This window comes from Extensimonas soli (assembly GCF_029211265.1).
In the GTDB taxonomy this organism is placed as follows: domain Bacteria; phylum Pseudomonadota; class Gammaproteobacteria; order Burkholderiales; family Burkholderiaceae_C; genus Extensimonas; species Extensimonas soli.
Window position 1 is genome coordinate 84213 of record NZ_JARGEL010000017.1, and the last position, 23196, is coordinate 107408.

Below are 23196 nucleotides of genomic sequence, written 5' to 3' on the forward strand. Positions count from 1 at the left end.
TCAGATGGCCTTGTCCGCTCGCAGCCGGGCGATGTCGGGCGCGCCGTAGCCGAGTTCGGTGAGGATGGCTTCGGTGTGTTCTCCCAGGGCGGGCACCGGCCCCATGGGCGGTGGCTCGCCGTGGCTGAGATGGTGTGGCGGGTACAGCGCCGGCAATGGGCCGCCGGGCGAGTCAATCCCGGTCCAGCGCCCGCGCGCCGCCAATTGCGGGTGCTTCCACAGGTCAGCCAGCTCATTGAGCTGGCCATTGGCGATTTGCGCCGCATCGAGCCGTTCGACCAATTGCGCCGCCGTCAAGGTGGTGCACACGCCTTCGATGATGCCGCGCAATGTCTCGCGTTGGGCCAGTCGCTTGGCGTTGCCCAGGTACCGGGTGGCCAGATCGGGCAGTTGCAGCACCTGGTTGCAGAAAGTGGCCCATTCGCGGTCGTGCTGCACCGCCAGCACCACCTGCTTGCCGTCGCCGCAGGTAAAGGGGCCGTAGGGGTAAATGGCGGCGTGCGAGGCGCCAGCGCGCGGCGGCGGCGGCTGGCCGTCCAGCGTGTAGTAGAGCGGGAAGCCCATCCATTCGGACATGGCTTCGAGCATGGAGATTTCGAGCCGTTGGCCACGACCGGTGCGGCCGCGCTCCAGCAGGGCGGCCAGAACACTGCTGTAGGCGTACATGCCGGCGGCGATGTCGGCAATCGACAGGCCGGCCTTGGACGGCTGCTCCGGCGTGCCGGTCACCGACACGAAACCGGCTTCGCTCTGGATCAGCAGGTCGTAGGCTTTTTTCTCGGTGTAGGGCCCGCCGTCGCCGTAGCCCGAAATGTCGCACACCACGATGCGCGGATGGACCGGCGCCAGGCTGGCGTGGTCCAGTCCCATGCGCGTGGCGGCGCCGGGCGCCAGGTTCTGCACCAGCACGTCGGCCCGCTCGACCAGCTTTTGCAACACGGCACGGGCGCCGGGATGCTTGAGGTCGAGTGTCAGGCTTTCCTTGGAGCGGTTGCACCAGACGAAGTGCGAGGCCAGGCCGTGGGCCCGGGTGTCGTAGGCGCGGGCGAAGTCGCCTTCACCCGGGCGCTCGACCTTGATGACCCGCGCGCCGAGGTCCGCGAGCTGACGGGTGCAGAACGGCGCGGCAATCGCGTGCTCCAGCGTGACGATCAACATTCCTTCCAATGGGCGCATGGTCATGGCTTTCAGAATGAACGTGGCAGCCCGAGCACGTGCTCGGCCACGTAGCTCAGGATCAGGTTGGTGGAGATCGGCGCCACCTGGTACAGCCGGGTTTCGCGGAACTTGCGCTCGACGTCAAATTCGCAGGCAAAGCCAAAACCGCCGTGTGTCTGAATGGCGGTGTTGGCCGCCTCCCAGGAGGCTTTGGCTGCCAGGTACTTGGCCATATTGGCCTCGGCCCCGCAGGGTTGGTGGGCGTCGAACAGTTCGCAGGCACGCCAGCGCATCAGGTCGGCGGCTTCGGTCTCGATGTGGGCTTCGGCCAGCGGGAACTGCACGCCCTGGTTCTGCCCGATCGGGCGGTCAAACACGCGGCGCTCGCGGGCATAGCGGGCACTGCGCTCGACGAACCAGCGGGCGTCGCCGATGCACTCGGCGGCGATCAGGGTGCGCTCGGCGTTGAGGCCGTCCAGGATGTACTTGAAACCTTTGCCCTCCTCGCCGATCAGGTTCTCGGCCGGGATTTCGAGGTTGTCGAAAAACAGCTCATTGGTCTCGTGGTTGACCATATTGCGGATTGGGTTCACCGTCATGCCTTTGCCAATCGCCTGGTGCAGGTCAACGATGAAGATCGACATGCCTTCGGATTTGCGCTTGACCTCGGCCAGCGGGGTGGTGCGCGCCAGCAAAATCATCAGGTCGGAGTGCTGGATGCGCGAGATCCAGACTTTCTGGCCATTGACCACATAGCGGTCGCCCCGCTTGACGGCGGTGGTCTTGATCTTGGTGGTGTCGGTGCCCGTGGTCGGCTCGGTCACGCCCATGGACTGCAGCCGCAGATCGCCGCTGGCGATTCTGGGCAGGTAGAGGCGCTTTTGTGCTTCCGAGCCGTGGCGCAGCAAGGTGCCCATGTTGTACATCTGGCCGTGGCAGGCGCCGGCGTTGCCGCCGCAGCGGTTGACCTCTTCCATCACCACCGAGGCTTCGGCCAGACCCAGGCCGGCGCCGCCGTATTCCTGCGGAATCATCACCGCCAGCCAGCCGGCCCGGGTCAGCGCGTCGACACACGCCTCGGGGTAGGCACGGGCGTCGTCTATCTTGCGAAAATACTCATCGGGGAAGCGTTTGAAGAGATCGCGCAGTGCCTGGCGCAACTCGGGATGGCGTTCTTGGTTCGTCATGTTCAATCTCTAGAGATCCAGCCGGGCAGCGCCGGCTGGAGTGCGCATATCCTTCAACGGAATTTGCTGAAATCGGGCTTGCGTTTTTCCAGAAAAGCGCTGGCCCCTTCCTGTTGCTCGCCGGTGTTGAAATAGTTGGGCGCCACTTCCTGGATCAGGTCGTTCATGTCCCGGCCCATGATCGGGGCCATGTGGTGGTAGAACGAACGCTTGACAATCTTCAGGCAGGTGGGGGAGAGCGACAGCAGTTCGTCGCAATACTTCCGCACCTCCGCGTCGAGCTGAGCCATCGGCACCACCGCGTTGGCCAGACCCCAGTCAAAGGCTTGCTGCGCGCTGTAGCGGCGGCACAGCATCCACAGCTCGCGCGCCCGCTTGTGGCCCAGCACGTTGGCCGCGTGCGCGACGATGTAGCCACCCGCCGGCGAGCCGACGCGGGGCCCGTTCTGACCGAAGATCGCGTGCTCGGCGGCAATCGTGAAGTCACAAAAGTAGGCGATGTGGTGGCCGGCGCCAATGGCATAGCCGTTGACCCGCGCGATCACCGGCTTGGGGCATTCGGCGATCTGGCGGTTGAAGTTGAACTCCAGGTCCTGCAGGCCGCTCTTGCCGCCTTCGCCCTTTTCCCAGTTGACATCGCCGCCGACGCAAAAGGCGCGCTCGCCGGTGCCGGTCAGCACGATCACGCCGACCTTCGGGTCGTTGCCGGCCTGGGCCAGCAGCCGCTCCATGTCCTTGATCGTGTCACCGGTGAAGGCATTGAGCGTCTTGGGCCGGTTGATGGTGATGGTGGCGACGAAGTTCTTGACTTCGTAAATGACTTCCTGGTCCGACATGCCTGGCGCTCCTGTAAAAGTTGGGGGATCTACTGATGACGATGGTTCAATTCGGGTGCCACCACGCCGTCTTTCACGAATTGATCCACCTCGGCCGGGCTGTAACCCAGCTCGCCGAGAATGTTCCGGCTGTGCTCGCCCAGCTTGGGCGGTGGCGCCATGGCGTCGGGTCGGCGCATGCCCGCGGCGAGCTGCGCTGGAAAGGGGATCAGCGGCAGGCCCGGCAGCGCCGGATGCTCGACAAAGCGGGCGGCCAGCACCGGGTCGGCCATGGCCTGGGACACCGTGTTCACCGGGCCACAGGGAACGTCGGCCGTCGCGAAGGCGGCCAACCAGGTGGCCGCCGGACGGGTGATGAAAATCGACTCCAGTTCGGCCAGCAGCGCCGGCCGGTTGGCAATGCGCGCGGCGTTGCGCTGGTAACGCGGATCGGTGAGCCACTCGGGCCGCTCGATGACGCCACAAAACCGCTTGAACGCCGCTTCATTGACCACCGACACGCTGAACCAGGCACCGTCGGTGCCGCGAAAGTGCCGGCTCGGCACGGCAATCGGCAGGTTCACCGAGCGAATCGGCTCGCGCTGCTCAATCGCATATTCACCCACCTTGCTCGCCATGAAATTGAACATGGTGTCCACCAGCGACAGCTCCACGCGCTGCCCCAGGCCGGTCTGCTGCCGGTGCATCACCGCGGCCAGCACGCCCAAAGCGCCGCACATGCCGGACGCCACATCGATGATCGGCAAGCCGATGCGGACCGGTGGGTCCCCGGCCTCGCCACTGGCATAAAAGGCCCCCGTCATGCCCTGCACCACGCTGTCGACCGAGGGCCTGAGCCGGTAGTCGCTCTGCTCACCGAAGGCGCTGACCATGTAATACACCAGCGTCGGGTTGATGCGCCGCACCGCGTCGTAGTTCAGCGCATGGGCCTCGGCAAAGTCGGGGCGAAAATTGTGCACCAGCACCTGGGCTTTTGAAATCAGCCGCTCCAGCACCGCGCGCCCGGCCGGCGTGCGTATCTCCAACGCGATCGACTCCTTGCCCCAATACTGTTCAGATAGTATTTTTAAAGCCATAATCCTCATCCATCGAAGCTTCAATGGATGAGGGTGATGGCCAGAACACGCAAGACGCTGCCGTCGAGAGTTGACGTTGCGCATTTGATCAGCGCCGGGGTGCTGGCCAGCGTGTGTCCACGGACGTTGATCGAAGAAGTGTTGGCCGAGACCGGCAAGGCCAGCCAGCGGGAGCGGCTGCTGCCCGCGCCGGCAGTGGTGTATTACGTGATGGCGCTGGCGCTGTGGCGCGAAGCGCCGCTGGAGGAAGTGCTGCGCGTGGTGTGCGAAGGCCTGCAATGGCTCGGCGGCGGCCACACTGAGGCGGTGCAGGCCAGCAAGTCCGCGATCTCGCAGGCGCGCAGCCGGCTGGGCCCCGAGGTCATGCGCCAATTGGCCGATCGGGTGCTGCGCCCGCTGGCCGCGCCGGGGGCGCCAGGGGCGTGGTACCGGGGATTGCGCGTGATGGCCCTGGACGGCAGCTGCATGGACGTGGCCGACGAGGCGGCCAACGCCAAGTTCTTCGGCTACCCGGGCGCCTCGCGCGGCCAAAGCGCCTTCCCGCAGGCGCGCGTTCTGGGCCTGGTGGAATGCGGCACGCACGCGGTGGTGGCAGCCGGCATCGCACCCTACGGCCACAGCGAGCAGGTCATGGCCGCCCAGTTGCTGCCCGCCAAGCTCACGCCCGAGATGCTGGTGCTGGCCGACCGCAACTTCTACGGCTTCAAGCTCTGGCAGACCGCCTGCGCTACGGGCGCCAAGCTGGCCTGGCGGGTCAAATCCAACCTCAAGCTGCCGGTAGAGCAGATGTTGCCCGATGGCTCGTACCTGAGCCGCGTGTTCGACAGCGACGACCGCGCGCGGCGCGCAGGGCAAACGGTGCGTGTGATCGACTACGCGCTCGAGGGCTCGGCCACGCCGGCGCAGGGCAGCTACCGGCTGCTGACCAACCTCCTGGACCCCGATGCGGCGCCGGCCCTGGAGCTGGCCGCGCTGTACCACGAGCGCTGGGAGATCGAGGGGGTGTTCGATGAGTTCAAGACGCATTTGCGCGCCAACAGCACGGTGCTGCGCAGCAAGACGCCCGAGCTGGTGCAGCAGGAGCTGTGGGGGCTGCTGCTGGCGCACTTTGCGATTCGCCAGTTGATGGCGCAGGCGGCCTGGGCGCGCGAACTCGATCCGGATCGCCTGAGCTTCATGCACGCCGTGCGCGTGATCAAGCGCAAGATGCCGCAAGCTGCGGCCGTTTCCCCCTGAGCGTTTGCCTGCCTGGCGCGAGGCCCTGCTGGCCGAGATCGCGCGCGGGCGCTGCGTGAGCAGTCGTGGGCGCCTGAACCCGCGCGGCGTCAAGCGCAAGATGAGCAACTTCAATGTTCGGCATCGCGGCGCAGCGCTCCATTTGCGGCATCAGCCAGTGCCGGTGCTTCGTATCTGAACAGTATTTCCGCTAACCCGCATGAACACTGAGCTTTCGGGGTGAATGCCGATGGTGTGGTTTGCAGGGTTCAGGTCGAATTGATATCAATTCCTTGCAAACTGCATCGAGGTGTTGATGGGTCCGAAGCCAGCCGACGAACGCGCCGATCACGACTTGTTCCGCAGCGAGCTGCTGAACCTGATCAACCAGCGTCACGAGCTGGTTCGCTTGGCGGCGCTGATCGACTGGCAGGCGTTTGAAGCCGAATGGAGTCCGGAGTTCGTCTCAACCACGGGCCGGCCGGCTCTGCCCACGCGGCTGATGGCCGCTCTGCTGTACCTCAAGCACGTGTACGCACTCAGCGACGAGGACGTGTGTGAGGGCTGGCGAGAAAACCCGTACTGGCAGCACTTCAGTGGTGAGCGGTACTTCCAGCACGAGCTGCCCTGCGATCCCTCCAGCTTGGTGCGCTGGCGCCAGCGCATTGGCGAGGCCGGCTGCGAGTGGCTGCTGGCCCATTCCATCGAAGCTGCACGCAAGGGCGGAGTGATCAAGCGCCAGAGCCTGGAGCATGTGGTGCTGGACACCACGGTGCAGCCCAAGGCCATCGCCCACCCGACCGACAGCCGGCTGCTCAACCGCGCGCGTGAGCAACTCGTCGAGGCTGCGCAAGACGCTGGGATCGACCTGCGCCAGAGCTACGCCCGGGTCGGCAAGGCTGCCGAGCACCAGGCCGGCCGCTACGCCCATGCCAAGCAGTACCGGCGCATGCAGCGCGAGATCAGGAAGCTGAGGACTTGGCTGGGCCGGGTCATCCGCGACGTGCAACGCAAGGCCGGTGAGATCGGAGCTGGGCTGAAGGCCAAACTGGGGTCGTCTCAGAAAACGGGAAAAATAGCACGCTAAGGCGCGCGACGGCTTTTACCTAGCAGCAGTGCAAGTCTGCACCTGCGAGGCATGACATGCAGGAGGGCGCTATCGACCCTCAGGCTTGTCGCGCGGCGTTCATGTCACTTTGCTGGTGATCGTCCTCGGGATGGTCGCAAGCGGCATCGGCATGATGATTCTTAGTGGCGCGGGTCCGGCTGTCTTCGGAGCGCCCGGTGCAGTAATGCCCGACTTCCACGAGGTTCTGCCGCGTCGGCCGCACGGACTTGGCGCGCGTCTGATGATCGCGTTACTGGCCGTTCATGCCGGGGCGGCGCTGTACCACCATTTCGTCCGGCGTGACGAGACTCTCAAGCGGATGTGGTGAGTGCATGACGACCTCGGCAACACGAAACACCGTGCAGCTAGCCACGACGCTCATGCAGAGAAGTGCTCGGGCAATTGATCCGCTTGCGCGGTCGCCAGCCGGACGACATGTGCTGAGATCAGTCAGTTGGTGGGGCTTGCGAGCCACGTTGGTGACAGCGCATGGTATGGACAGAGGGGCCGGCGCGTCGCTGTGTAATGAACGTCCGCTAGAGCCACACCGTTGTGCTGCCCGACCGATGACCGGACGTACCGTGGAATGACTGTTTATGGCCGGGAGCCGAAACCCAGAGTTGGGGCGTCAACCTGATCTATACCCTAATCGGATGTCAGGACAACCCAGCCAGAGGCGTCAGGATAGGGCCGTATTATCAATTTCTTGACGGGTGCCGCGCAAGGACATAGATTTCTACCTGACACTTTCGGCTCAGGAGGCATCTTGCAGGGGCATCGCATTGGTTACGTCCGCGTCAGCAGCTTCGATCAGAACCCGGAACGGCAACTGGAACAGATCCAGGTGGACAAGGTGTTCACCGATAAGGCATCGGGCAAGGACACACAGCGCCCGCAGCTCGACGCGCTGCTGTCCTTCGTGCGCGAGGGCGACACGGTGGTGGTTCACAGCATGGACCGCCTGGCGCGCAACCTCGACGACCTGCGCCGCCTGGTGCAGGGCCTCACCCAGCGCGGGGTGCGTATCGAGTTCGTCAAGGAACACTTGACCTTCACCGGCGAAGACTCGCCGATGGCGAACCTGATGCTGTCGGTGATGGGCGCGTTCGCCGAGTTCGAACGCGCCCTGATCCGCGAGCGGCAGCGCGAGGGCATCGCGCTCGCCAAACAGCGCGGAGCCTACAGGGGCCGCAAGAAGGCGCTCGCACCCGAGCGGGTGGTCGAGCTGCGGCGTCGCGCCTCGGCCGGCGAGAAGAAGGCGCAGCTCGCCCGTGAGTTCGGCATCAGCCGTGAAACCCTGTACCAGTATCTGAGAACGGATGACTGACCATGCCCCGTCGCAATTTACTGACACCCGCCGAGCGCACCGGCCTGCTCGCCTTCCCAACCACCGACGATGAACTCATCCAGCATTACACCTTTGCCGAACCCGACCTGTCGGTGATTCGCCAGCGGCGCGGCAGCCACAACCGGCTCGGCTTCGCGGTGCAGTTGTGCTACCTGCGTTATCCCGGCTTTGCCCTGCCGACGGATGCAGAGCCGCCCGCCTCCCTGCTGAACATCGTCGGTCGCCAGTTGCGCATCGAGCCAGACATCTGGCCGCAGTACGCGCAGCGGACGGAAACGCGGCGCGAGCACCTGTTGGAGTTGCAGGCGTTGCTGAAGCTGACGCCGTTCGCTGTCGCTGACTATCGGTACTTCGTCCACCAGATCGCCGAGCTGGCCCAGCAAACCGACCGGGGTATCGTGCTGGCCGAAGCGCTGGTCGAGTTGCTGCGGCAGCAACGCATCATCCTGCCAACCGTCGATGTCATCGAGCGCGTGTGCAGCGAGGCTCTGACACGTGGCACGCGCCAAGTCTATGAAGCGCTCACCGCGCCGCTCGGTGATTTCCTCCGCTGCGCGCTCGATGGCCTGCTGGCGATCCGCGAGGGCACCAAGGGCAGCGGGCTGATATGGCTGCGCCAGCCGCCCGGCCCGCCGAAGCCAAAGCATGTGCTGGCCCACCTTGAGCGGCTGAAAACCATCCGCGATCTGTCGCTGCCGAACGACCTGGAACACGCCATTCACCAGAACCGTCTACTGAAGCTCGCCCGCGAAGGCGGACAGATGACGGCCCAGCACCTGCGCGACCTGGAGCCAAACCGTCGCTATGCAACCTTGGTCGCGGTGATCCTTGACACCCGCGCCACGCTGATCGACGAAATCATCGACCTGCACGACCGTTTCATGGGTTCGCTGTTCAGCAAGGCAAAGCGCAACCATGCCGACCGCTTCCAGCAGTCCGGCAAGGCGATCAACGACAAGGTGCGGTTGTACTCGCGCATCGGGCGCGCCCTGCTGGAAGCCAAGCAATCTGGCAGCGACCCGTTCGCCGCTATCGAGGCGATCATCCCCTGGGATGTATTCAGCGAAAGCATCACTGAAGCGGAGACGCTTGCCCGGCCAGAAGACTTCGATTTCCTGGCCTTGGTCGGCGATGGCTTCACCCAGCTCCGGCGCTACACACCGACCCTGCTGGAAGCGCTTACCATGAAGGCCGCGCCGGCAGCGCGCGAATTGCTGGCCGGCGTCGAAGTGCTCAAGGGGATGAACGACCGTCAGGCGCGCAAGGTGCCAGACGACGCACCCACGTCGTTCGTGCGCAAGCGCTGGGAAAACCTGGTGCGCACGGGAGATGGGCTGGATCGGCGTTTCTACGAACTGTGCGTTCTGTCCGAACTGAAGAACTCACTGCGCTCCGGCGACATCTGGGTGCAGGGATCGCGCCAGTTCAAGGATTTCGAGGACTACCTGTTGCCGCCTCCGAAATTCGCGGCGCAGCGTGACCAGCGGGAATTGGGCCTGGCTGTCGATACCGACTGTGACCGCTTTCTGGACGCTCGTCTTGCGGTGCTGCAAGAGCGACTGGCGACAGTCGAGCGGCTGGCCGCTGCCAACGAACTACCCGATGCGGCCATCACCAGTTCCGGGCGAATCAAGATTACGCCGCTGGACAATGCCGTGCCGGATGAGGCCGAGGCGCTGATGCAGCAGGCATGCCGCCTGCTGCCGCACCTGAAGATCACCGAACTGCTGCTGGAAGTCGATGGCTGGACCGGCTTCAGCCGCCACTTCAAGCACCTCAAGAATGGCGCGGCAGCCGACGACCAGCATCTGCTGCTGACGACCATTCTCGCCGATGCCATCAATCTGGGCCTCTCCAAGATGGCCGAGTCCTGCCCCGGTGTGACCTACGCCAAACTGACGTGGTTGCAGGCGTGGCACATCCGCGACGAAACCTATTCTGCGGGTCTGGCCGAGCTGGTCAACGCCCAGTTCCGCCAACCCTTCGCCGCCTACTGGGGCGACGGCACCACGTCATCGTCAGACGGGCAGAACTTCAAGGCCGGCGGCCGTGGCCAAGCTGCTGGCCAGGTGAACCTGAAGTACGGTCAGGAACCGGGCGTGCAGTTCTACACCCACATCTCCGACCAGTATGCGCCGTTCCACACCAAGGTCATCAACGCCACGGTGCGCGACGCCACCCACGTCCTGGACGGGCTGCTGTATCACGAATCCGACCTGTGCATCGAGGAGCACTACACCGACACGGCGGGCTTTACCGATCACCTGTTCGCTCTGATGCACCTGTTGGGCTTTCGCTTCGCCCCGCGCATCCGCGACCTGGCCGACAAGCGCCTGTATATCCACGGCGACGCCAAACAGTACCCGACGCTCGTCGGCCTGATCGGCGGCAATGTCAACGTGAAGCACATTCGCGCCCATTGGGACGAAATCCTGCGGCTGGCTGCCTCGATCAAGCAGGGCACAGTGACGGCCTCGCTGATGCTGCGCAAGCTCGGCAGCTACCCGCGCCAGAACGGCCTGGCCGTCGCCTTGCGCGAGCTGGGGCGCATCGAGCGCACGCTGTTTGCGCTCGACTGGATGCAGAACGTCGAACTGCGCCGTCGCGTGCAGATTGGCTTGAACAAAGGCGAAGCGAAGAATGCGCTGGCCCGCGCCGTGTTCCTGAACCGGCTCGGCGAAATCCGTGACCGCAGTTTCGAGAACCAGCGCTATCGCGCCAGCGGCCTCAACTTGGTGGTGGCGGCGATCATCCTGTGGAACACGGTCTACCTGGAACGGGCAGTCCAGGCGCTGCGCGACTCGGGCAAGAACATCGACGAGCGGCTGCTACCGCATCTTTCGCCGCTGGGCTGGGAGCATATCAACCTGACCGGCGACTATATCTGGCGGCAGAACAAGCAGGTCGAGCAAGGCAAGTTCCGGCCGCTGCGAATGCCCGGCGAGTCTTAGCGTACGATTTTTTCCGTTTCGTGAGCTGACCCCTGAATCGTCGAGCCGGTAGATCAGCAGGAAGTCGCCGCCGATGTGGCACTCGCGATGGCCCGCCCAGTCACCCGTCAGTGGATGGTCGAGCCATTCAGGCGGCAGCGGCGCATCGTTGGCGATGAGCAGCAGCATGGCCTCTTTCAGCCGGGTCATGTCGTACCGGCCGGAGTGGGACAGGCGCACCCAGTCCTTCTGGAACTCTTTGGTGTAGTCCGACGCGCGAGGCAGGTTTGCCCGCTTACTTGCCGCTGGCTTCTTCGAGGTCATTCAGGAGCGAGTCAGCGGTTGCAAAGCGAGCGCGACGGCTCTTGATGATCTCGTCGGCTTCTGCGATGGCGACGCGGCTGGTGGCGTTCGGTGCCTTGAGCGCGAACGGCAGTTCCTTGTCGGCGACGACACGGGTCAGGAACACGCGGATCGCATCGGAGACGGTCAGGCCCATCGAGGCCAGCGTTTCCGCAGCCTGCGCCTTGACGTTCTCGTCCACGCGAACGTGAACCATAGTGGTGGTAGCAGCCATGACGGCCTCCTATTGCGACTGATTGAGATACATTGTATCGCAGACCGCGCGCAATCGCAAGGCGACACCCCTCCCCCCGCTTCCTGTCTCTATGTATGTATATAGGTAGGTATATATATACATACCTATAGAGACCACGGCAGCAGCTTGGCGATGTTGCGTGCATCGTCGAGGCCGCGATGGTGCGAGCCGTCGAGTGGCAGGCCGACCATTTGCAGCGCGCGGGCCATCCCCACTTCCTTGATCTTGCGGGCCTTAGCAAACCGGCGCTTGAGGTTCACATGCTCGAACGCTGCGAGCGGGTTCTGGATGCCGTGTCGCTCGCAGTCGCGGGCAAGCTGCTTGGCGTCGAACTGGCCCCAACTGCCCCACGTCGCGCCCGGTGGCTGATGCCGTTGGGCGAAGCTGGCCAGCCTTGCTGCGACAGCCGGGAACAGCTCGGCACCGTCCACGTCGGCCTGCTGGATGCCCGTGAGCTGCCGACAAAACGGCGTGAGCTGAGGGCGTACCACGGGGCGCACTAGCGCCTGAAACGTGTCGAGCACGGTGCCCTCAGCCGTGGCCCACACCGCGCCGATCTCGATGATCTCCATATCGCTTGCCGGGAGGCCATCGGCATCGTCGCAGCTAGCCTCAAGGTCGATGACCAGCACCGGGGTCACAGAACCCCCGCAAGGGCATCGACCAGCGACTGCCCTCCCCTGCGATCCAGCCAGCGCGCCTGCATCCCGAAGGCCTGCGGCCCGTCGAAGTCGCACCGCTTGCTGTCGCCCACGAAAACCGCCTCGGCTGGGGCGCAGCCCAACTCGGCGCACGCCAGCCGGTACATCGTCGGGTGTGGCTTCGCCACGCCCACCTCGTAGGAGAGCACGTAGGCGTCCAGCTCGGGCACGAGGCCGCGCACGGCCGGGCCGTACTCATAGGCAAGGTTCGAGCACACCGCCAAGCGCAGCCCTGCTGCCCGCGCCTTGGCGAGCACGTCGGGCACCTCGGGGAACAGGCGCAAGCCGGATAGCTCTTCGGCCAAGTCGGCTTCCATCACATCCAAGCTGGCTTCCGTGCCCAGCTCGACGGCGAAGGTCGCCATCGGCACGTCGCGCGTGAGGCAGGCGAGCCGATCCACCGGCCGCCCGTCCGCGCCCACGAGACGCCCATAGGGCGCAGGGCGCGCGGTGTAGCGGATCAGGGTGCCGAAGGCGTCAAAGACAATGGCTCTTGTGGGCTTCATGTATATATATACCTACCTATATACCTACATACCTACTCGAACAGCTCGCGCTCGAACTCGACGCCCGCCACCACCAGCGGCTCACCGCTGGGCCAGCGCTTGGGCGGCTGGTGGTCGCTGATGACATGCACATCGGCGTCGTCGTTGACCACGGCCACGTCAGCAGCGTGCAAAGCGGCTTGCTTGCTCGCCCGCTCGAAGCGGCAGATGTTGGGGTCGAATGTCCAGTAGCGCATGTCAGCCTCCGTCGTTGGTCTGTGCTTTCTTTCGCTCGTGCTCATCGAGCAGCCGTTGGTAGGACTCATAGGCGGGCGTGCCGGGTGGCGCAAAGTTCGGCAGCAGGCCGATCTCGCTTTCCTCTTCGATGACCGGCCGCCCTCTTACCGGCTCCGGCATCAGGCCCAGCTCGTTGGCAACTCGTATCAGCGCCCGGATTTCCTTGCGGATGGCGGCGACGTTTTCGGTGGTGGTGGTGGCGTAGCCCTTGCTCAAGCCAATGCGTGCGACCCGAGCGCTTTCGGCCAGCGTGTCCAGCTCGAACTGAGCCGCTGCCTTCAACTCTTCTTCGTCCTGTCGCACCCGCCACTCGCGCCACTCTTCGACTTCAGCCGGGGTGAGGATGGCCAGCGCATCGGCGGGCAGCTCGCGCGCCTCACGGTCGAACTTGGCCACCACGCGCTGGACGTTCTTGCCCTCGGGAAAATCCGGCGTTACTTCGCGCACCCGGCGCAGGCACTGGACGCGGTGGCCCTCTCTGTAGGTGCCGTCTTTGTCCCGGTGGCGAATGATCTTGAACTGCATGAGCGCGTTCTCTTCTTGGTGTTGTTGCGTACAACAAAAACTATACGCGAAAGCGCGAAAGTCTGCTACCATTCGCTTGCGGTCGGTAGGTATATATATACTTACCGAGTCACAGAGCCGGGGATGCACCCGGCAGGTCGAGGGCCAGCGGCTGCGCTGCCCATCGGTATGTATATACATAGATAGGAGCACCCATGATCTTCGCGTGTGTCAACACCAAGGGCGGCGTCGGCAAGACCACGACCGCCGTGCATCTGGCAGTGATGCTGGCCCGTCAGGGCAAGACGCTGCTCATCGACGGCGACCCGCAGGCTTCGGCCGCGAGCTGGGCCGCATGGCGTCGTGAGACGCAATACGACCCGTCGCCCACCACCACCTGCCTCGCTGGCAAGGCGATCCTCAGTGAAGGCAAGCAACTGGCCACCGGCTTTGAGCATGTCGTCGTTGATGCGGGTGGCCGTGATTCCGTGGGCCTGCGCTCCGCGCTGTTGCTGGCCCAGCGTGCCGTGATCCCGGTCGGTGCGTCCAACCTTGACGCCGCCGCGATGACCGACTTGCTCGAAGTCGTCGAGCTGGCCCGCGACTACAACCCCGAGCTGGACGTGCGCGTGCTGCTGACCCGCGTCGATCCGCGCACCAAGGATGCGGCCGAGATGCTGGAATTCTTGGCCGAGCAGAAGCTGACTGTATTACCTACAAAAGTCTGCGAGCGGGTGGCTTTCCGCCGTGCCATCGGCGAGGGCGCGACCGTTCAGGAGCTGGGTCGCGACCAAGCCGCCATTGCCGAGATGGAAGCCTTCTTCAAGGAGGTGATGGCATGAGCATGAAGGGCAAGCCCAACACGGCGCAGTTCAAGCCGCCCAAAGACCCGACCGCCTTCCTCGAAGGCGGGGAGGCCGACAAGGCAGAAAAGCCGCTGGTCGCCCCTGCGGCCGTGACCACGCCACCGGCCGCCACGCCGCCCGCTGCCGAGGAAACGCAGCGCTACGGCCGCGCTCGGGTGCAAAAAATCTTCAACTTCCCCGAGGAACTGGCTGATCGCCTGCGCCGCGAAGCGCTCAAGCGCTCGGAAGAGAAGGGCGGCCGGGTCACGGAGAAGGACATCGTGATCGAGGCGCTGGAAGCCTTCCTCAAGGGCTGATAGGTATATATATACCTATCTATGTATATATATAACGACGTTCAATATGGACTATAGTCCATACAAACGCTGACACTCACACGATACAGCGACGGTCGCAACGAAAACTGATATTGTTGCGGTTGGGCGCGGAATAGGGTATAAAAGCGATGTTGACGACAACTGCAAGTGTGGTCGCGCCAAAAATCTTGAAGGAACTCATCGCCGCTGGGTCGGTTTCAGCCGCCCGAGTGGAACCCGGTGACAAGGGCCTCTTGATCGTGGTGCGAGCCGGAATGAATGAGCGAGTGCTGGGTGCGGCCCGAGGTGGCCTCCGGTACTTTCAGAGCCTCGATGGAGCTGCAAGCGTCTTGCAGTCCTACGGGATCATGAAGTTTGACGTGAACACGGAGCACTGGGTGCCCAAGACGATGGTGCGCGGCTACAAGCAAGCCCCGGCGTCTTTGGATGCCGACGAGTGATCCGTGATGACTACGAAGGAGAGAGCTGACCAGACAGCGAAAACTGGACGATCAGAAAAGCAAAAGCCCGCTTTGGCGAGCGGGCTTTGCATAGAAACCGGGCTGGGAGCCCAGACTAAAAACGAGGAGCAGCCTTGGCGGGCTACTTCATCGTGCGTCAGTGAGACCTAACGGATAAGGTTCATTGTACGCAGTCTGACCCCAGCACGCAAGCGTGCGCTCGCCCATACGGACGAGTGATGAGGGGTTATGACGGCGACAACGGCACAGAAAACAGACAACCAGACAGATCGCTTTTTCCAGTCGGGCACCGCGCTGAATCGCGTGCTCACGGAAGCGCCGTACCTGCCTCGGTGCTCTGACGACAAGACGGCCACCCGAGTCCGGCCGCGCGAATACGCCATTCGCTACCCCTACATGCAGGTCAATCGGCCCGGCTTCGTGAGCTGGCTGATCTTCGATCTCGACCACACCAAGGCGATGATCTGGGAGGACGCAGGGCTTCCCGCTCCCAACCTGATCGTCCGCAACCGCCAAAGCGGCCACAGCCACCTCTACTACGCGATTCCCCCGGTCTGCACGACCGAGGCCGCCCGCAGCAAGCCCATCGCCTACATGAAGGCCGTTTATGAGGCCTTCGCTGCCCGGCTCGATGCCGACACCGACTTCCACAGCGGCCCCGTGGCCAAGACGCCCGGCCATCCTTGGTGGCTGACGCACGAGCTGCACGCCCACGTCTACGAGCTGGGGGAGTTGGCCGACTACGTGGACTTGGCTGTGTCCAGCCCGTGGGGCAAGGGGCCTCAGTTCGACGAGGTGAGCCATTCCCGGCACTGCATCCTCTTCGAGCACCTGCGCCACTACGCCTATTCCATCGTGAACCGTGAGCGCGAGCGCGGCTCTTTTGCCACCTTCACGCGGCTGCTCGAAGCCTACGCGCACAACCGCAACAGCTTCCAGAAGCTGGGCTTCATGGAGAACCTGGCCCAGTCCTCACTCAAGGCCACGGTGAAGTCGGTCGCCCGCTGGACGTGGGATCGCTACACCGGCTGCGGCCGGTGCCACCGGGGCGTGATGCAGCTCGACAAGGACTTGCCGCTGATCGAGCGGCAGCGCCTCGCCGCCGCCCGCACCCACGACGTGCGCCACAAGGCTACCGAGTCCAAGGTGCGCGCCGCGTGCCGCCTGCTGCAACAGAAGGGCGAAGCCCTCACGCAAGCCGCTATCGGCCGCGTGGCGGGCCTCACGAGGCAGACGGTGGCCACCTACAAACATGTGCTCGAAGAAGTGCTCAAGCCCGTCGCTGTGGCGATTTTGGGAGGCGCTTCGGGCAAGGCCGACGATGTTAAACATGGTGCACATCAGGTAACTGCCGCCCCGCAGGGGGCCGGGGTTCCGGGTGCTGCATCGGTGTCCCTTGAGCTGTTTCCTGCCGGGCCGGGTGTGGTGCCCGTGCTCGATGGCTGAGATGGAGCTGGTTTTGGTTTTGAGTAGCCCAAGCGTTTTTCAAACGCGAGTAGCCGCAAGTGGGTTGTGGGTAAGTCCGCAGGACTTATCCATCATCCCGCGCGCAGGGCGAAGCCCGGAGGGTGTTCCGCCGCGCGTCAGCGCGGCCCCCCCTTCACTTGTCGGCGTGGCGGCCGTGTCGGTTGAATGGAGTTCGGAGGATGTAGCGTATGGCTCGACGGTCTTTTGACGATGAAACGCTCGCATGGGTGCGAGAGATGCCGCTGTCGCAGGTGCTCGACAAGCTGCGCGACGATGGGCAGTTGTTCTGGCGTCGCGATCCCGACTTCGTGCCGGAGAAGGACAAGCGGACGGTGCGGCTGTTTTTGTCGTCGCCCTCGGGCTTCGCTTGGGAAGTTCTGGTGACGGGCCTCAAGTGGTTTGACGTGCGCGCAGGGAAGGGTGGAGGTGGCGGCATCGACCTCGTGATGCACCTGCTGGGCATCGACTTTGTGAAGGCCGTCAAGCTGCTTTCGTCTGGTGCCGGTGTGGCTGGCCAGCGTCGTCCAGTTCAGCCGCAGTGAAATCCGGGCGGCTCGCTGCTGCGCATCGACCGGGCTCTCGTGCTTCGCATCGAGCCTCGTGCCGAGTTTCGACCCCTGCGGGCTTCGATCTTCCCTCCCGTTGGTCGGCCTGCCGCTTTCGCCGTCCCGGCGACCGAAACCCCTTCGGTTTCGGCTTCCCGCGTGGGGTCTTGCCCCACACGTCGCGGGGGAATGTGGGCGGGCTTTGCCCTTGACATCCCCCTCTGACGTGAGGCTCTGGTCGTTCCAGCCGCATCAAGGGTGCGCTGCGCCGTGATCCTCACCCGTTCGGTGCTCGGGCTGCGCCCTGTGCTCCGCGTGCGGCTTCCGGTCACGCCCTTGACCCGGCTTCCACTTGAAAACCGTATGTATATAGGTAGGTATATATATACATAAAGCGAGGAAATCAAGCGGCTTGTGTGGTGCTCGGAGCGTCGTGACGCAAGGATGGTGGCTTGTTCAATCACCGGAGATCGACTCCCATGCAAACCACCAAAACCACCCCGTACCACTGCGCCGAGCTGCGGCGCTCTGTGCCCGTGATCCAGCGCATCGAGTGGGTGAGCGGGATCGGCCAAGACGATGCCGAGCCGGTTGTGCTCGCCGGGGTCTCCTCGTTTTCAGTGCAATAAGTGACGGTACGAAAAGCTAGCACTGGCGCGGAGGTGGTGTTGGTAGATCGTTGATTTCATTGACTTTCCTGTTCACTTTCAAATCTGCGATTCGTGGCGTCAAACCGTGGTCGGTTTCATCCATTGGTGCCAGTTATCGATGCATTTGGCCGCGAAGGCAGGATTTGGTCAGCATAGCGGTCAACCGGGAAGCGAAACACACCCCGCAAGTTGATGCTCTCCAGCCTGGTGGGCGCAATCTTCCCGATCAGTTCCGGTGGAATGACCTGGCGGCGGTTCGACCAGCGATCCAGGACCGCCTGCATCTGTGAGGTATTCCACGCCATCACGATGTTGGCCATCAGGCTCAACGCATCGGCCACAGCCTGCATTTCATCGACACGTTTGGCCTGCGCCGGGCTGATCCGGCCGGTATAAATGGCGCGCTTGAGGGCGTTAACAGCCTCGCCCCGATTGAGCACCCGGCGCAACTCGTTCCTGAAAGCGTCCTTGACAAAGTAGTCAGCCAAAAACGCCGTACGCAGCAACCGCCCCAATTGCACGCCAGCCTCATAGATTGGATCGCCCTGGGCGGCAGAACCGAACCGCGCAAGAGCTGCCACCGCACTGGCATGTCCGCTCATGACCGAGGCTGCCAGGTGCACCAGACTATCCCAATGCTTTTCGATCAAAGCGACGTCGACATTGGCTTCGCACACCGCAGCGATTTCTGCGGGCACTTTGGTGCCGCGTGGCACAAAGAGGTGGCGCTGTTTGAGTTCCTTCAACCGCGGGCAAAGATCAAAACCAAGCAAACGGGCATGTGACATGGCAAAGTCGGTGTAGCCATGGGTATCCACAGCAAGCTGGCTGGTCTCCAGCTTTTCTTGGCGGATGACACCTTCAATGGCCACGCCCGCCTGGCGCTCATTGAGCACAAAGGGCTGCGCATGGAAGATGCCCCACCGGTCTTTTACATGGGAGTAGATTCCAATGGAAGGTGTGTTGCGCCGAGGATCAAGCCGGGCTTGCCACACCCGTTTGGTGGTCTCCATGCTCATCATGTCAGAAGATGCCAAATCGGACCGCCCCCAGGTGGCGGCAATCGGGTGTCGCTGCATGAATTCCAGCACAGCCTGGCAGGCCTGGCTCAGACGCCGTTCGTCCCGCGCCCAGCGCATGGCCTGGCGAATGCTGGTGGCAGACAATTGCGGAATCATGCGCGCGCATTCGACCGCAGTCAGACTGGTGCCGTGGGCCATGATGCCGGCATAGACCATCAGCAGCTCGTCGGTAGAGCGCGGCTCACGTCCGAGCATGATCCAGCTAAAGCGCACCTGGGCGTCAACGGCCAGAATCACTTCCGGCAATTGAACCTCACCGATGCGGTGATCCAAAGCCGCGCGCAGCTTGGTCACTTCTGGGTCTTCGTCCTCTGCGGGCAATGGCGACAAATGGAGTTCATCATCCACGCGCAGTACGCCACTGCGGGCTGCAGCGGCCACCGCATCGACACCGGCAGTTACTCTGGCCAGCAAAGGCTTCAAGAAAGTGGCAGCCTTGCTGGGTAACGATAGACGGGCATAGTGTTTCTTGGACTCTGCCTGCCAACGCTCGTCCGTGAAGAACAAGCGCGCACGACCCCGAAAGCTCAGGCTGTGCTCAATCCAGACCGAGCCATTGCGCACCGCGCGGCGCAGGGCAAACAGGGTGGCCACCTCCAACGCCTGAAACGCCCGTTCCCGGTCTGGGCTGGAGATCGAAACCTGCCAGATCATTCCCAGACTTGGTGCCACCACTTCAACTGGCAGCTTTCTGGATCCTTTGAGATATAAAGCTTGCAGCTTGGCAAGGTACTCGATGGCAGGATGCTCGCCGGTGGCCTGCCAGGGCAGCTTTGCAATGGCGACGAGCAACGACCGCGCGGGGCGAATTCCATCAATCAATCCCTCGCGGACCAGGGAGGCCCTGCTCGGTGGTTTGCGTTTCTGGGTTTCGGTGATCAAGGCTTCAAGACGGGCACGCAACTCAGCATCTGGCACCGCACCTTGCGCGCTCAAGGCAACAAGTTCGCCGAGCAGCGTTTTGTACATTGCGGCCCAATTGACGGTAGCGGGGACATCGGCGGCAGCCTGACGCCACAGATCGGCGATCCGGCGCTGCACCATAAGGATCAACTGGTCTGTGGTGGTGAACAGGCAATACCGAAGAAAGCATGCGACCTCCACGGTGCGCGCTGGCTCTTTGATCTTGGCTCCGGCTGAGGGCGGCCTGGAGACAAGTCGGCGCGCGTAGCGGCGCAAGATGAGATCGGGGATGTCTGCCAGGTGCTTATGAACGTCCAGCGTGTAAAGCAGGTCGATGCGCTCCAGTACCTCGCTGATTTGGCGGGTTGAGTGTTTCGCCGGTGCAGCCCATAGCCAACTCTGCTGGGTTTGTCCATCTGGGCGCAGCTCTGAAACTGAGGCTCGCCAGCGATCAAGTGTTGCTGGATCAACGCTGGCGGCGATGGCGGTGCCTGTTTCAACTTCAAGCTGGGCAAGTGCCGCCGCAATCAGTGTCCGAATTGCCCGCTCGTGCACGATCACCAGCTTGTTCTTGTACAGCCATTGACGCGCCCGCACGAGTAGCTGATCGCGGTCGGCGCAGCGCGCCACTTCGTCGCGCAGTTCACGTACCAGTGAGCGGCGCTGGTGCTCGCTCATCCACTGGAATCCAAGGACCGTGCAGGCTACTTGTTGGTGATCGAATAGCGTGCGCCCGCGTTCATACATGGCTCTCAGCGAGGCGACTTCTGGTGCTGCAATGCCAAGCTCGTTGCCAAGGTGGCGCCACAAGGCTACTGGAATTACCCGAAAGGCACCGAGCAAACGCCCACTCATGCGCAGGAAACCAATATGGAGCGCCAGACCAAGCTTGTGGGAATCACCTCGGCGTGCATTGATTGCGTCGCGCTCGGCACCATCGAAGGTGAAAAATGCCTTCATCTCGAAGTCGCTGATATCGCGGGGGAGCCCACGCATCCCCAAAAACGTTGTGTGCCAACCCTGCATCGTGAACCTCAAAAGTGGGAGGCCACCATACCCGTTTACAAAGCGAACAGGAAAGTCAATGAAATCAACGATCTACCAACACCACCTCCGCGCCAGTGCTAGCTTTTCGTACCGTCACTTATTGCACTGAAAACGAGGAGACCCCTGATCACATCCAGTGGGCTCGCGTGAAGGTTGCGAACGTGCGCGATCCGAACGGCAGCCAGAAGCGCTGCGTCGTTCAGTTACGACTCCGTAACCTGCCCGATGTGGTCTTTGCCATCACGCAGCTCGAGGCACGGGCAGCCGTTGACGAGGCAGCCAACCGCCTTGCTCGGGTTTTGGCGCAAAGGTTACGGCGCAATCGAACAGGCAAGCATCAAAGCCTTTCGGCCTTGCCCGTGTGAGCGCAATTCGGTAGCTTTCGCCTACCCGCAGCCAACATACAACCATCTCCCAAGAGGACCGCGCCTGATGCAAAACCGTATGACGATGACGCGCACCGACGCCTCGGTGCTGTCGACCAACAAGGTCATCCGTAACACCTACATGCTGCTGTCGTTGACGCTGGCGTTCTCGGCGTTGACCGCCGGGCTGTCGATGGCCATGGGCGCTCCACGCCTGGGAATCATCGTCACGCTCGTGGGCTACTTCGGTCTGCTGTTTGCGACCACGAAGTTCCGCAACAGCAGCCTCGGCATCGTGTTCGTGTTCGCGCTGACCGGCTTCATGGGCTTCACGCTCGGCCCGATCATCTCGTCCTACCTGGCGCTGCCCAACGGCGGCAGCATCGTCATGCAGGCGATGGCCGGCACCGCGGCGATCTTCCTCGGCCTGTCGGCGTATGCGGTGACGACCAAGAAGGACTTCTCCTTCATGGGCGGTTTCCTGATGGTCGGGATCCTGGTGGCCTTCCTTGCCGGCCTGGGCGCGATCTTCTTCTCGATCCCCGCGCTGTCGCTCACGGTGTCCGCAGCGTTCGTCATGCTGATGTCGGGCCTCATCCTCTATGAGACCAGCAACATTATTCACGGCGGCGAAACCAACTACATCATGGCCACCGTCACGCTGTTCGTGTCGATCTTCAACCTCTTCACCAGCCTGCTCCACCTGCTTGGCTTCGCCAACAGCGACTAAGCCAGAGGTTACTCCTCGAGGCCAGCCTGAGGCCGCACTGAGGCCGCACAGAGATCGTTCTCTTGTGCGGCCTTCTCTTTTTGAGATCAGTCTTTCGACCCCGCCTTCCAGCGCAAGCCCCACTGATACCGCTCATCGAGTTGCACGTGGCCGGCGAAGTATTCGCCGAGCTTGGTGATCTTCAGGTTGCCGCCTTCGTTCTCGATCATCGCGATCGCGCACATGTTCTTGCTGTTGTCGTGGTTATCCAGGCGAACCTCTACCGGAGGATGGCTAGGAACGGTCAGCGTGACGACCCCGTCAGCTTGCCCCCAATTGGCCACGCCCTCGTAGATGAAAGCGTAGATACAGACCCGTTGGAGGTCTTTCAGATGATCGCCGTTGATGTACAGAAACTCGCCCGACGAATTCGCCCCTGTACGATCGTCCCCTGCCATGTGGATGTACGGTGCGCGGTTGAAGTCCCCGAAGGTGTTCCCGAGGGCTTGCACGGCACCCTTGTGGCCATCGGACAGCTCGAAGAGACACCCAAGGTCCAGGTCGATGCCAGACGACTTTGCTTTCCCGAACATGCCACCGAGAAAACCCCGTTTTTCTTGAGTCTGCCCCGACGACCAGTTCAGGTTGCACACGATTCGCCCGTGCCCGGCTTGCCCGCGCTTCTCGAGCGAGATCTTTTCACCCCGCTTCTCAAGCGTGATCTTCGATAGGGATACCTTCGGCGGCGCTGGAGGAGGCGGTGCTGCCGGAGCGGGACGCTGTTGCGCTGGCGCGGGAGCGGGCTTCTCGGCTACTGATCCGCCAAAGTGCTGTACCAACGCATCCAGGCCACCGTTGAACCCCTGGCTCACTGCACAAAGCCGCCACGCCCCGTCCTTCCTGTAGAACTCCAGAAGCATGACGGCACGCTCGGAGGCAAAGTGTCCCCCATCAAAGCGATAGCAGCCGGCTACGCTCGAGCCGTTTTTCAGGGACACAGAGGAGGCGCCAAGCTGCCGCATAGTTCCGGCACCGTCTATCGCGACGGTCATCACCAGCGCATCGATCGAGGCAGGCAGCCGCGCCAGATCAAAATCGAACTTGCCTTGCCCTGCGAACTTCACCGCTCCGCAAGGCGTTGCAGGCTGATTGAAGAAGGTCATGTAGCGCTCGTCGGAGAGCTTTCGAACACCGTCCAGACCAAAGCACGCCACATCCACCGTCAACGGCCCTGCGTTCAGATCCACCGTGACAGAAAACGCACCATCCGACAGTCCCAACGCTTCAAGTTTCAATCGTTGTCCGCGCGTGAAATCCATTTTTTTAACCATTCCTCTTTTC

General features: G+C 63.0%; 24 protein-coding genes and 1 pseudogene. 13 read left to right on the top strand and 12 right to left on the bottom strand.

The window, feature by feature from the left end:
* From PYV55_RS08575 to PYV55_RS08590, 4 genes are read right to left on the bottom strand one after another with little or no spacing between them, the layout of a single operon-like run.
* Positions 1-1176 (bottom strand): CaiB/BaiF CoA transferase family protein, encoded by a 1176-nt coding sequence (locus PYV55_RS08575; RefSeq protein ID WP_026437477.1) that lies wholly within the window; start codon positions 1174-1176, stop codon positions 1-3.
* Between the two features lie 11 nt (positions 1177-1187).
* Positions 1188-2345, bottom strand: a complete 1158-nt coding sequence (locus PYV55_RS08580; protein ID WP_122172629.1) for an acyl-CoA dehydrogenase family protein — start codon at positions 2343-2345, stop codon at positions 1188-1190.
* Positions 2346-2398: 53 nt separating this feature from the next.
* Positions 2399-3181 carry an enoyl-CoA hydratase-related protein gene (locus PYV55_RS08585; protein ID WP_026437475.1) on the bottom strand — a complete coding sequence of 261 codons (783 nt, stop codon included), beginning with the start codon at positions 3179-3181 and terminating at the stop codon, positions 2399-2401.
* A gap of 29 nt (positions 3182-3210) precedes the next feature.
* Entirely contained in the window at positions 3211-4257 is a 1047-nt protein-coding gene (locus tag PYV55_RS08590; protein ID WP_158332654.1) for a CaiB/BaiF CoA transferase family protein, read from the bottom strand.
* A gap of 27 nt (positions 4258-4284) precedes the next feature.
* Between PYV55_RS08590 and PYV55_RS08595 the strand changes: the two genes are divergently transcribed.
* The 5 genes from PYV55_RS08595 to PYV55_RS08615 all read left to right on the top strand — a co-directional run bounded on the left by PYV55_RS08595 (position 4285) and on the right by PYV55_RS08615 (position 10879).
* Positions 4285-5493 (top strand): IS4-like element ISBvi1 family transposase, encoded by a 1209-nt coding sequence (locus PYV55_RS08595; RefSeq protein ID WP_011517431.1) that lies wholly within the window; start codon positions 4285-4287, stop codon positions 5491-5493.
* Between the two features lie 295 nt (positions 5494-5788).
* Positions 5789-6559 carry an IS5 family transposase gene (locus PYV55_RS08600; RefSeq protein ID WP_275850238.1) on the top strand — a complete coding sequence of 257 codons (771 nt, stop codon included), beginning with the start codon at positions 5789-5791 and terminating at the stop codon, positions 6557-6559.
* An 85-nt stretch (positions 6560-6644) separates the two neighbouring features.
* Positions 6645-6908, top strand: a complete 264-nt coding sequence (locus PYV55_RS08605) for a cytochrome b (RefSeq protein WP_070540732.1) — start codon at positions 6645-6647, stop codon at positions 6906-6908.
* Positions 6909-7346: 438 nt separating this feature from the next.
* Positions 7347-7907, top strand: a complete 561-nt coding sequence (locus PYV55_RS08610) for a recombinase family protein (RefSeq protein ID WP_275850239.1) — start codon at positions 7347-7349, stop codon at positions 7905-7907.
* A 2-nt stretch (positions 7908-7909) separates the two neighbouring features.
* On the top strand, positions 7910-10879 hold the full coding sequence (locus tag PYV55_RS08615) for a Tn3 family transposase (protein ID WP_275850240.1): 2970 nt from the start codon (positions 7910-7912) through the stop codon (positions 10877-10879).
* 42 nt (positions 10880-10921) lie between these two features.
* On the opposite strand, the pseudogene PYV55_RS08620 reads toward PYV55_RS08615, so the two are convergent.
* The 6 genes and pseudogenes from PYV55_RS08620 to PYV55_RS08645 all read right to left on the bottom strand — a co-directional run.
* Positions 10922-11182, bottom strand: a pseudogene (locus PYV55_RS08620) (type II toxin-antitoxin system YafQ family toxin); the annotation flags it as partial.
* Complete coding sequence (locus PYV55_RS08625; protein ID WP_089418471.1) at positions 11154-11435, bottom strand: type II toxin-antitoxin system RelB/DinJ family antitoxin; 282 nt, start codon at positions 11433-11435, stop codon at positions 11154-11156. The gene PYV55_RS08625 and the pseudogene PYV55_RS08620, both read right to left, overlap by 29 nt.
* A 125-nt stretch (positions 11436-11560) precedes the next feature.
* A complete protein-coding gene (locus tag PYV55_RS08630; protein WP_345803592.1) occupies positions 11561-12088 on the bottom strand; it encodes a 3'-5' exonuclease in 528 nt (175 codons plus the stop codon).
* A 5-nt stretch (positions 12089-12093) separates the two neighbouring features.
* Positions 12094-12663: an HAD family hydrolase gene (locus PYV55_RS08635; protein WP_144735839.1), complete on the bottom strand. Its 570-nt coding sequence runs from the start codon at positions 12661-12663 to the stop codon at positions 12094-12096.
* A 32-nt stretch (positions 12664-12695) separates the two neighbouring features.
* On the bottom strand, positions 12696-12899 hold the full coding sequence (locus PYV55_RS08640; RefSeq protein ID WP_144735837.1) for a hypothetical protein: 204 nt from the start codon (positions 12897-12899) through the stop codon (positions 12696-12698).
* 1 nt (position 12900) lies between these two features.
* A complete protein-coding gene (locus tag PYV55_RS08645) occupies positions 12901-13464 on the bottom strand; it encodes a hypothetical protein (RefSeq protein ID WP_105224165.1) in 564 nt (187 codons plus the stop codon).
* 194 nt (positions 13465-13658) lie between these two features.
* Between PYV55_RS08645 and PYV55_RS08650 the strand changes: the two genes are divergently transcribed.
* The 6 genes from PYV55_RS08650 to PYV55_RS08675 all read left to right on the top strand — a co-directional run bounded on the left by PYV55_RS08650 (position 13659) and on the right by PYV55_RS08675 (position 17728).
* Positions 13659-14285 carry a ParA family protein gene (locus PYV55_RS08650; RefSeq protein WP_105224164.1) on the top strand — a complete coding sequence of 209 codons (627 nt, stop codon included), beginning with the start codon at positions 13659-13661 and terminating at the stop codon, positions 14283-14285.
* Positions 14282-14605, top strand: a complete 324-nt coding sequence (locus PYV55_RS08655) for a hypothetical protein (RefSeq protein ID WP_105224163.1) — start codon at positions 14282-14284, stop codon at positions 14603-14605. Before PYV55_RS08650 ends, PYV55_RS08655 begins: the two co-directional genes overlap by 4 nt.
* 149 nt (positions 14606-14754) lie before the next feature.
* A complete protein-coding gene (gene parC / locus PYV55_RS08660) occupies positions 14755-15066 on the top strand; it encodes a ParC family partition-associated protein (protein ID WP_105224162.1) in 312 nt (103 codons plus the stop codon).
* 249 nt (positions 15067-15315) lie between these two features.
* Positions 15316-16533: a replication initiation protein gene (locus tag PYV55_RS08665; protein ID WP_144735835.1), complete on the top strand. Its 1218-nt coding sequence runs from the start codon at positions 15316-15318 to the stop codon at positions 16531-16533.
* 209 nt (positions 16534-16742) lie between these two features.
* Positions 16743-17096, top strand: coding sequence for a hypothetical protein (locus PYV55_RS08670; protein WP_105224160.1), 354 nt, complete (start codon positions 16743-16745; stop codon positions 17094-17096).
* A gap of 482 nt (positions 17097-17578) precedes the next feature.
* Complete coding sequence (locus PYV55_RS08675; protein ID WP_186298474.1) at positions 17579-17728, top strand: hypothetical protein; 150 nt, start codon at positions 17579-17581, stop codon at positions 17726-17728.
* A 116-nt stretch (positions 17729-17844) separates the two neighbouring features.
* Here the strand turns inward: PYV55_RS08675 and PYV55_RS08680 are convergent, their stop codons facing one another.
* Positions 17845-20760 carry a Tn3-like element IS1071 family transposase gene (locus PYV55_RS08680; protein WP_275850242.1) on the bottom strand — a complete coding sequence of 972 codons (2916 nt, stop codon included), beginning with the start codon at positions 20758-20760 and terminating at the stop codon, positions 17845-17847.
* 182 nt (positions 20761-20942) lie between these two features.
* Between PYV55_RS08680 and PYV55_RS08685 the strand changes: the two genes are divergently transcribed.
* Positions 20943-21146: a hypothetical protein gene (locus PYV55_RS08685; protein ID WP_275850243.1), complete on the top strand. Its 204-nt coding sequence runs from the start codon at positions 20943-20945 to the stop codon at positions 21144-21146.
* A 79-nt stretch (positions 21147-21225) separates the two neighbouring features.
* Entirely contained in the window at positions 21226-21876 is a 651-nt protein-coding gene (locus PYV55_RS08690; RefSeq protein WP_275850244.1) for a Bax inhibitor-1/YccA family protein, read from the top strand.
* 86 nt (positions 21877-21962) lie between these two features.
* On the opposite strand, the gene PYV55_RS08695 is transcribed toward PYV55_RS08690, so the two are convergent.
* Entirely contained in the window at positions 21963-23174 is a 1212-nt protein-coding gene (locus tag PYV55_RS08695; protein ID WP_275850245.1) for a TerD family protein, read from the bottom strand.
* Between the last annotated feature and the right edge of the window lie 22 nt (positions 23175-23196).